Annotated in this window: 8 protein-coding genes; 1 reads left to right on the top strand and 7 read right to left on the bottom strand. The window is 66.0% G+C overall.

The window, feature by feature from the left end:
- The 7 genes from EOA23_RS28455 to EOA23_RS28425 form a co-directional block, all read right to left on the bottom strand.
- The coding region (locus EOA23_RS28455; protein ID WP_145966503.1) for an isochorismatase family protein at nucleotides 1–374 on the bottom strand (374 nt) is incomplete at its 3' end.
- A complete protein-coding gene (locus tag EOA23_RS28450; RefSeq protein ID WP_127306599.1) occupies nucleotides 371–1654 on the bottom strand; it encodes a Zn-dependent hydrolase in 1284 nt (427 codons plus the stop codon). The genes EOA23_RS28450 and EOA23_RS28455, both read right to left, overlap by 4 nt.
- Nucleotides 1651–2805, bottom strand: coding sequence for an FAD-binding oxidoreductase (locus EOA23_RS28445; protein WP_127306598.1), 1155 nt, complete (start codon nucleotides 2803–2805; stop codon nucleotides 1651–1653). The genes EOA23_RS28450 and EOA23_RS28445 overlap by 4 nt, the downstream gene beginning before the upstream one ends.
- 17 nt (nucleotides 2806–2822) lie before the next feature.
- The gene (locus EOA23_RS28440) at nucleotides 2823–4109 is read right to left on the bottom strand and encodes a Coenzyme F420 hydrogenase/dehydrogenase, beta subunit C-terminal domain (RefSeq protein WP_127306597.1); all 1287 of its coding nucleotides are present in this window, start codon (nucleotides 4107–4109) and stop codon (nucleotides 2823–2825) included.
- 7 nt (nucleotides 4110–4116) lie between these two features.
- Nucleotides 4117–5031: a nitrilase-related carbon-nitrogen hydrolase gene (locus EOA23_RS28435; RefSeq protein WP_127306596.1), complete on the bottom strand. Its 915-nt coding sequence runs from the start codon at nucleotides 5029–5031 to the stop codon at nucleotides 4117–4119.
- Nucleotides 5016–6446 carry a dihydropyrimidinase gene (hydA, locus tag EOA23_RS28430; protein ID WP_127306595.1) on the bottom strand — a complete coding sequence of 477 codons (1431 nt, stop codon included), beginning with the start codon at nucleotides 6444–6446 and terminating at the stop codon, nucleotides 5016–5018. The genes EOA23_RS28435 and hydA overlap by 16 nt, the downstream gene beginning before the upstream one ends.
- A 22-nt stretch (nucleotides 6447–6468) precedes the next feature.
- On the bottom strand, nucleotides 6469–6819 hold the full coding sequence (locus tag EOA23_RS28425; protein ID WP_041007422.1) for a RidA family protein: 351 nt from the start codon (nucleotides 6817–6819) through the stop codon (nucleotides 6469–6471).
- Nucleotides 6820–7054: 235 nt separating this feature from the next.
- Between EOA23_RS28425 and EOA23_RS28420 the strand changes: the two genes are divergently transcribed.
- Entirely contained in the window at nucleotides 7055–8302 is a 1248-nt protein-coding gene (locus EOA23_RS28420; protein WP_127306594.1) for an MFS transporter, read from the top strand.
- Nucleotides 8303–8340 lie beyond the last annotated feature (38 nt).

Here is an 8340-nt window from a genome sequence, read left to right as displayed (position 1 = left end):
AGGTTCTCGATGCCAACCGCGGCGAGCCGCTGCGAAAGCTTGGTGCGGCGAAAGGCACTTGGCCAGTGCTTGTGGATGACGATGTCGCCGGGCAGTGCCGCCACCTCGGCGCAGATTTCGGCGCCGTTGCTGCCCGCCACTGCGGAGCGGAATTCCTCGGTCAGGATCTCTTCCTGAAGGGCATAGCCGTCGCGTTCCTGCGGCTTCACCCAGGCTTGCGCGTGGATGACGGGCACGCCCGCCGCACGGGCGGTTGCGATCAGCGCAGCGGCATTGGCGAGCACCGCGTCATAGCCGGTGACCGGCCATGCGGCGCCGGGGCGGTATTCGTTCTGCAGGTCGATGACGAGCAAAGCGGTCTTGGCGAGGTTCATGGCTGATCCAAGGTATTGTCGAAGTCTGTGACGAAGCGGACAAGCAGACGGATCGCCTGATCGAGGTCGGCGATCTCCATTGCTTCATGCGGGTTGTGGCTGCCATTCTCATTGCGCACGAAGACCATCGCGGTCGGAATGCTTGCGCCGGCAAAGGTCGCCGCATCGTGCCCCGCCCCGCTCGGCACATGCGGCGCCCGGATCTGCAACGCGGTCGCAGCGCGATCTAGGCCCGCGATCAGCCCCGGTGACATCGTCGCCGGCTCCCAAGTGAAACGCTGCCCGAGTTCGAACGCCACGCCTCGCCTAGCGCTGACTTCGGGGAGAATAGTCCGAAGCCGCGCCTCGACACGTTCAAGAACCGTTGCGTCGGCGCTGCGCACGTCCAGCGTGAAGCCGAGCTCGCCCAGAACCCGGCTGCCGCCATGCTGTGTCGGATCGGATTGAAGCCGGCCGAAGGTGATCGTCGCCTCATGCCCTTCGCGTTCGAACGCATCCCATTCGATCTCAAGCGCGGCGACGAGATCGGCAAAGCCGAGCACGGCGTCATGTCGGGCAAAGCGCGGCTCGGCGCCGGAATGAGCGTAAGCGCCAAGGCATTTCGCATCGACATAGCGGAACCCGCCGGCAATCCCGGTGACGATGCCGACCGGCGCACCGGCGGCGACAAGGCGCGGCCCCTGCTCGATATGCACTTCGACGAAGGCCGCAATCTTGTCGGCATCGATACCAGGCACGCCGCGCCGCACGGCGTCGGGGTCAAACCCTTCCTCGCGCATATGATCAGCCAGCGTACGGCCGCTGTCGGATCGTTTTGCTTCAAGCGCCTCCGGATCGAGCAGTCCGAGCGCCACCTGGCTGCCCGGGTAGGACAATGGAAACCAGACCGCCTCCTCCGCGCGCGTCGCCAGCACGACGAGGTCGCGCGGCAATCGGATGCCTTGAGCCATCAGTTCCGCCATCAGGGCAAGGCCCGCCACGACGCCGGCGGCCCCATCGAAATTGCCGCCATGCGCCACACTGTCGAGATGCGAACCGACGACCAAAGCCGGCAGGTTCGGGTCGCGGCCACTGAGCGTCAAATAGAGATTGCCGGCGGCGTCGGTGCGTGCGACCGCGCCGAGCTTTTCTCCCTCGTTGCGCACGAGATCATGGGCGAAGCGCTCGCCCGGCCCGTAGGAGACGCGCGTGACGCCTGGCGCGTCGGCCGTGGCTTCAGCGAGTGTCTCCAGGATGCGTCCGGCCAGTTGACCTCCGGCCGTAAGGACGGCGCTGTTCATGAGGCAACCTTGCCGGCTTGGACACTGCGCAGCCGGTGCGGCGTCAGATCGTCCAGCGACACGCCTTGCCTCGCGACATCGTCCGGCAGGCCGCCGCCGGCGATCAGGCTGGCGCAGACGCGCGATAGCGCCGGCGAGGTCTTGATGCCGTAACCGCCCTGCCCGACCAGCCAGACGAAGTCGTGAAATTCGTCATCGGGACCGACCACCGGTGAGCCGTCGGAAACGAATGTCCGCAAGCCAGCCCAGGAGCGCGAGACACGCTGCACCTCGATCGTCGTCGCCCGTTCCAGACGCTCGGCGCCGATCGCGACATCGATGTCTTCGGCAAAGGCGTCCATCGGCGCCGATGGCGTGGCATCGGCCGGCGACACGAAGAGCTGCCCGGCATCCGGCTTGAAATAGAATTCGGCGCCGACATCGTTGACCAGCGGCCAGTCGGCTATGTCCATACCCGCAGGTGCGGGAATATTGAAAGCGGTGCGGCGCTTCGGCTGCAGCCCGATCGGACGGACGCCAGCCATGGCCGCGATCTCGTCGCCCCAGGCGCCGGCCGCATTGACGATCAGCGGCGCAAGGAATGGTCCCGCTTCCGTCTCGACCCGCCACTGTCCGCCCTGCCTGCCGATGCCTCTGACACCAGCCTTGGTGACGATGCGCGCGCCCCGCGCCCGCGCGCCGCGCAGAAAACCCTGGTGCAGGCCGTTGACGTCGATATCCATCGAATTCGGTTCGATGTAAGCGCCAGCGAGATAGTCCCGGCGCAGCACCGGCACGCGCACGATCGCCTCGTCCGGCGTCATCGCAACGATCGAGGGCACTAGCGCCTGCGCGGCGGCCAGATCCTCACGCAACAGGTCGAGCTGGTCGGCGCGCGCCACTGTGATCATGCCGCGCTTGCTGAGCAGCGGATAATCACAAAAACCCGTCGGCGGCTCGGTGAGGAAGGCGCGGCTGGCCAGCACGATGCGGCGGATGACGCCGTTGCCGTAATTCTCGGTGAAGCTTGCGGCCGAACGCCCCGTGGTGTGGTAGCCGCAATGGCTCTCCCGCTCGAGCAGCACGACCTTCCTGTCGCGCGAAATCTCGTACGCGGCGCCGGCGCCGGCCATGCCGCCGCCGATGATGATCACTTCGGTCTGCTCGCTCATCGATCCCCCTAAACTGCTCAGCGCGGCTTCGCAGGCGGCTCGCCCAGACGGCCGCGGCGGGCGCGGTCGCGGGCGCCCCGCCCCTCGGCCAGATTGTCGGCAGGCGAATTCTGCGCGGCGCAATCCCGCAAAGCGAGGTCGGTGACAAAAGGCACCGGCTTGCCGGCGATTGCCATGCCCTTCAGCCGCGCCCAGACGGCGCGCCGCTTGCGCACCTGATGCGACTGCAATTCGCCGATCTCGGCAATGTCGCTCTCGCGCTTGATCTGCAGGGCGCCAGCCTCGACGGCCGCGTCGAACAGCTCCCGCCCGCGCTTCGTGCGCACGATGATGCCGTTGAGCGGTTCATCCTCTATAGCCGGCCCGCCGTTCAGCCAGGAATCCGAGACCGCGATATCCGCCACCTGGCCGATCGCATCAGGACAGATCTTGCAGCGCGGCTGGATCATCCATTTGTCCTCGTCTTCCCAGAGCTGCCGGTAGCTGATCTCGAAAGCGCGGCCGTCCTTGGTTTCGATGCGATTCGGGCCGGGATTGCCATGGCCCCGGTAGCGGAACAGGGCCAGCTCGTCCTCGCCGAGGCCAAAACGCTGCAGCACCTGTTCCGACTTGGTGAGGTCCGAGGCGCCGCCGCAGACGAAGGCGAGCGCATAGCGCATGTGCTCGTCAACGCGCGGATCGAGCCGCGCCAGGTTGCGCACGGCGGTGATGTCGCAGGGCTTGGCGATCAGCGCGAACGGCTCGCCGCGATCGAGAACATCGTTGAAATCGACCAGCGTCGCCGCCGGCCCATAGCGCGAGCCGGCGCCTTCGAGCACCGAGGCGGCGTCGAAGCTCAGCTTGCGTTCCGTGCGCATCGGCATGGAGCGCGACGCCGCGACATGAAGCACGAATTTTACGCGTCCCGAGCTGAGCAGGAATTGGCCAAGCGCCGTCAGTGTCCCGCCGCCGGAGCCGATAAACCGGATCGTCGGATCTGCGGCGGAACCGAGCACAAGCCGCTCGACCGGTCCCCAGACCGTGTCCGCCAACGCGGCCTCGTTTATCTGCGCCGCGGCCGGACCGGCGATGCGTGTTCCCGGGCAGACGGCGTTGATCTTCGCCAATGTCGGCTTATCCAATGCCCGCAACGCCACCGGCCGCTCGCGCCCTTCCGGTGTCATCACCATCTCGACGTCGGCGGGGCCGGCGATCGAGCGGCAGAGGCCGCAGCCGATGCAAAGACCGTTCTCGACGATCTCGCCAAGCGTCAGCGGGTCGGCCGCGAGCGGCGCCTGGCTGCATCTGGTCTCGATCAGGCTCATCGCTGTCTCAGACCGGATCCGAGATGCGCTTGTACTGGTCCGGACGGCGATAGAGCGCGAAGTTGAAGTTCACTTTCCGGCACGTCTCGATCAGATCGAGATCTGCGCGGTGCACGATGACCTCGTCGTCGAGCGACATCGCCTGCGCGGCAATCTCGCCGGTCGGCGCGATGATGCAGGAGCCGCCGATCAGCGCCTGACCGTCTTCCAGCCCGGCCTTGGCCGCGGCCCCGATCCAGAGCGTGTTCTGGTATGCCCCGGCCTGCATCGGCAGATGGTTGTGGAACATTCTCAGATGCGCCAGCGCCGGCGCCTCGTCGAGCAGGAGCGGCGTGTTGTAGCCGAGCAGCGCCACCTCCGCGCCGTTGAGGCAGAGCATGCGATAGGTTTCGGGCCAGCGGCGGTCGTTGCAGATGGCGAGGCCGACACGAACGCCGCGATAGTTGTAGACCGGAAAGCCGAGATTGCCGGGTTCAAAGTAACGCCGTTCGAGATGCGTGGTGATGCCCGCTTCCGGCTCGCTCGACCCCGGCACATGCATCTTGCGATAGCGGCCGATGAAGGCGCCGTCCGGCCCGACCAGGTCCATGGTGTTGAAATGGCGCGTGCGGCCCTCTTCCTGCGTCAGCTCGCAATAGCCTAGCGCGAAGCCGACTTTCAGGCGCCCGGCCGCATCGTAGAGTCGCTGCGTTTGCGGCCCCGGCATGGAGGCTTCGAAGAAGGCGTCGATCTCGGCCTGGTCGTCGATGCGCCAGCGCGGGAAGAAGGTGGTGAGCGCCATTTCCGGAAAAACGGCAATCTCGGCGCCGGCGGAAGCGGCCTTCTCAAGCAGATGCACCAGGCGCCCGGCCGTCTCGGCGCGCGTGGCGCTGCGCTGGATCGGCCCGGTCTGGCAAACGGCGATGGTCAGGCATCGAGCCATGGCGTCCAATCCTCGACTGGTTTTCCCGAGAGCTCGGGATCTGCGGCGTTGCGTGCCACGAAGCGACCGAAGCCTGGTTCGGCCTGCAGCTTGCCGTCGGCGACCACCGGCACGCCGCGCACCAGGACGGTGGTCGGCCGGCCGGTGACGACCCTGCCCTCGTAGGGCGTAAAATCGACGCGCGAATGCAGCGCCTGATGTCCGAGCGTCCAGCGCACCGTCGGATCCCACAGCGCCAGATCCGCATCGAGCCCGACGGCGATGAGGCCCTTGCGATCGGCGAACCCATAGATCGAGGCGGCGTTGCGTGAGGTGAGGTCGAGATAGCGTTCGAGTGTCAGTCGGCCGGTCAGCAGCCCTTCGGAAAACAGCAGCGGCAGCCGCGTCTCGATGCCAGGAATGCCGCTCAGCGTCGTGGTGAAGCCGGGCGTTTCGGAACGGCCGATCTTGTCGGCGAAATAATATGGCGAATGGTCGGACGACCAGAGGTCGATGCCGCCCTCGATCAGTTCGCGCCACAGATGCTCATGGCTGCGCGGCGAGCGCGGCGGTGGCGAGAAGACGAAGCGTGCAGCGTCGATCGCCGGGCGATCGAGATCGGCGGCTCCGAGAAACAGATATTGCGGACAGGTCTCGGCGATCGCGTCGACACCACGCGCCTTCGCCCGCGCCACCTCCTCGGCCGACTGCCAGGACGAGACATGCACGATGGTCATGCGCGCGCCGGTCATTTCGGCGAAGGCCAGCGCGCGATGCGTCGCCTCGCGTTCCATCGTCTCGCTGTGGGCCACCAGATGATAGCGGATGTCAGTGCGGCCGAGATCGATGAGCCGCTGTCGCGTGCGGCGGATCGCGGCGTCGTTCTCGGCATGGACCATGACGATCCAGCCCAGCCGCCGCGCCGTGTCGAGAACCTTGAAGAACAGATCGTCGTCGACGGCAAAACCCTGATAGGTCATGAACAGCTTGACCGAGGCGATACCGCGCCCGGCAAGCGCGCCAAGCTGGGCCTCGACATCGGCGCCGGTGCCCATGGTCACCACGGCATGCAGCGCATAGTCGATCACGGCGCGTCCCGCCGCGCGCTCCAGCGCGCGGTCGATGGCGGCGATCGTCGTCATGTCCTGTCCGGGCATGCCGAACGGCACGATGCAGGTGGTGCCGCCGAACGCCGCGGAGATCGTGCCGGCATAGAAATCGTCGGCATTGCCGGCGCCGCCCCAGACGGGCTGGTCGAGATGGCAATGCGTATCGATGCCGCCGGGCATCACCCAGCGGCCGCCGGCGTCGATCGACTTCTGGCCGGATAGGCCTTTGCCGATGGCGGCGATGCGGCCGTCGTCAATGCCAATGTCGCACTCGGCCCAGCCATCGTCGAGCGCCACGCGTCCGCCTTTGATCACCAGCTCATGCATTGGCGCACCCTCACCGGTCCGCTCAGCCGACGGCCGCCGTCACCATGATCTCGACGCGATACTGGTCGCCGGCAAGCCGCGCTTCCACCGTGGCGCGCACCGGCATGGCGCTCCTGTCGATCCAGGCGTCCCAGGCCGTGTTCATCATCTCGAAATCGGCGATGTCGCGGAGCCAGATCTGCGCGCTCAAGAGCTTTGACTTGTCGCTGCCGGCCTTGGCCAGAAGCGCATCGATCTTCGCCAGTATCTGTTTGGTCTGGCTGGTGGTATCGCCGGAAAGATCATCCGCCGTCAGGCCGGCCACATAGACGGTGCCGTTGTAGCGCAGCACCCGGCAGAAGCGCTGTCCGTTTTCCAGGCGTTCGATCGTCATATCGTTCCCTTCCGCTGTTCTCGGACTCTGGCCTTTGCCTATGGTAAGGAGGGTGCAAAACCACTGTAAAGCCCGCAGCAAAGCCGAGATGCCGCTTTCCTTCACAGCGATGGCCAAAAAAATTTTAGCCATAGCCGCGCCAATCTTCGTTTGTGGCAATCACGGCAAAGTGTAGCTTCTGCTCGGGCTGCCGTCGGTCAACGGTCACGCCAGGGGAGCCGCCGCAGCCGCATCCATGAGGTCGATCGCTCAATCCGCGATGAGGCTTTGGCACAATGCAGAGCGCTCGCGCGCCATGCTGCCGATCATGGTCGGCGTCTGTCTGGCCTGCATCGGCAGCGCCATGCTGACCACCGCCGTGTCGCTGCATCTCGGCAAGCCCGGCATTTCTCCTCAGGTCGTGCAGATCGTGCTGACCGCGTATCCCGTGGGCTTCCTCGTCGGATGCCTGGTCACCCGCCCGGCGGTCGCGCAATACGGCCATGAGCGCACTTTTGTGGTGATCCTGGTGCTGGCGCTGCTGGCGGCTAGCGGCTTCGTGTTCACCGATTTCCTGCCGAGCTGGATCTGCTTCCGCCTGCTCGGCGGCATGGCGATGGCGTCGCTCTTCGTCGTCTGCGAAAGCTGGATCAACCTCTACGCCGAGCAGCACAATCGCGGCGCCTTGTTCTCGCTCTACATGCTGACGACGGCGATCGCGGTGCTGCTCGGGCAGCTCCTTGTCGGCTTGGTCGGCCCGCAATCGCCGCATCTGTTCATGGTCGCGGCCGTAACGGTGCTTCTGGCGCTGGTCTCCAAATTCGTTGGCGGACGTTGGCCGGCGCTGCCTGCAACCGATCCGGGGCATGCGGCTTCAGCGAGACCGGTCAAGCGGCTTGGCCCGCTGGCGCTGTTCCGGCTGGCGCCGGTGACGGTCGTCGCGATCTTCCAGGGCGGCATCACCAACATGAACATCTTCGTGCTGACGCCGATCTACGGCACCCAGATCGGCCTCTCGGCGGCGACGACGGTCGGGCTGGTTACCACCATCAGCATCGCCGGCATGCTGGCGCAAACCCCGGTCGGCTGGCTGTCGGACCGGTTCGAACGCAGGATCATACTGCTCGTCCAGGGAATCCTGTCCGTGACTCTCTGCGCCGCGATCGCCTGGCTCGGCAATTCCTCGGTGCCGCTGCTCTTCGTTCTGTTCTTCGTCTATGGCTGCACGGCTCTCACCGTTTATCCTGTGGCGATGGCGTTCGGCGCCTCGCAATTGCACAGCCGGCACATGGTCGGCACTTCCGGCACACTGCTCCTGCTCTATTCGATCGGCAATGTCGCGACACCCGGCATTTCCGCCGGCCTGATGCAGCATATGGGCGCGCCGGCCATGTTCCTGCTGCTCGGCGGCGGCGCGATGCTGGTGACGCTCGCTGCCTGCTACAATCTGTTGCGCCGTCCAGTCACCATGACGACCCTGCAGGCCATCGAGGAGCAGGTCTGAGGACAGATCCAGCCAAGAACCGCCTGCAAGACAAGGTC

The sequence above is a fragment of the Mesorhizobium sp. M2A.F.Ca.ET.042.01.1.1 genome, assembly GCF_003997405.1.
GTDB lineage: Bacteria > Pseudomonadota > Alphaproteobacteria > Rhizobiales > Rhizobiaceae > Mesorhizobium.
This window is presented reverse-complemented; position numbering and strand designations above follow the sequence as displayed.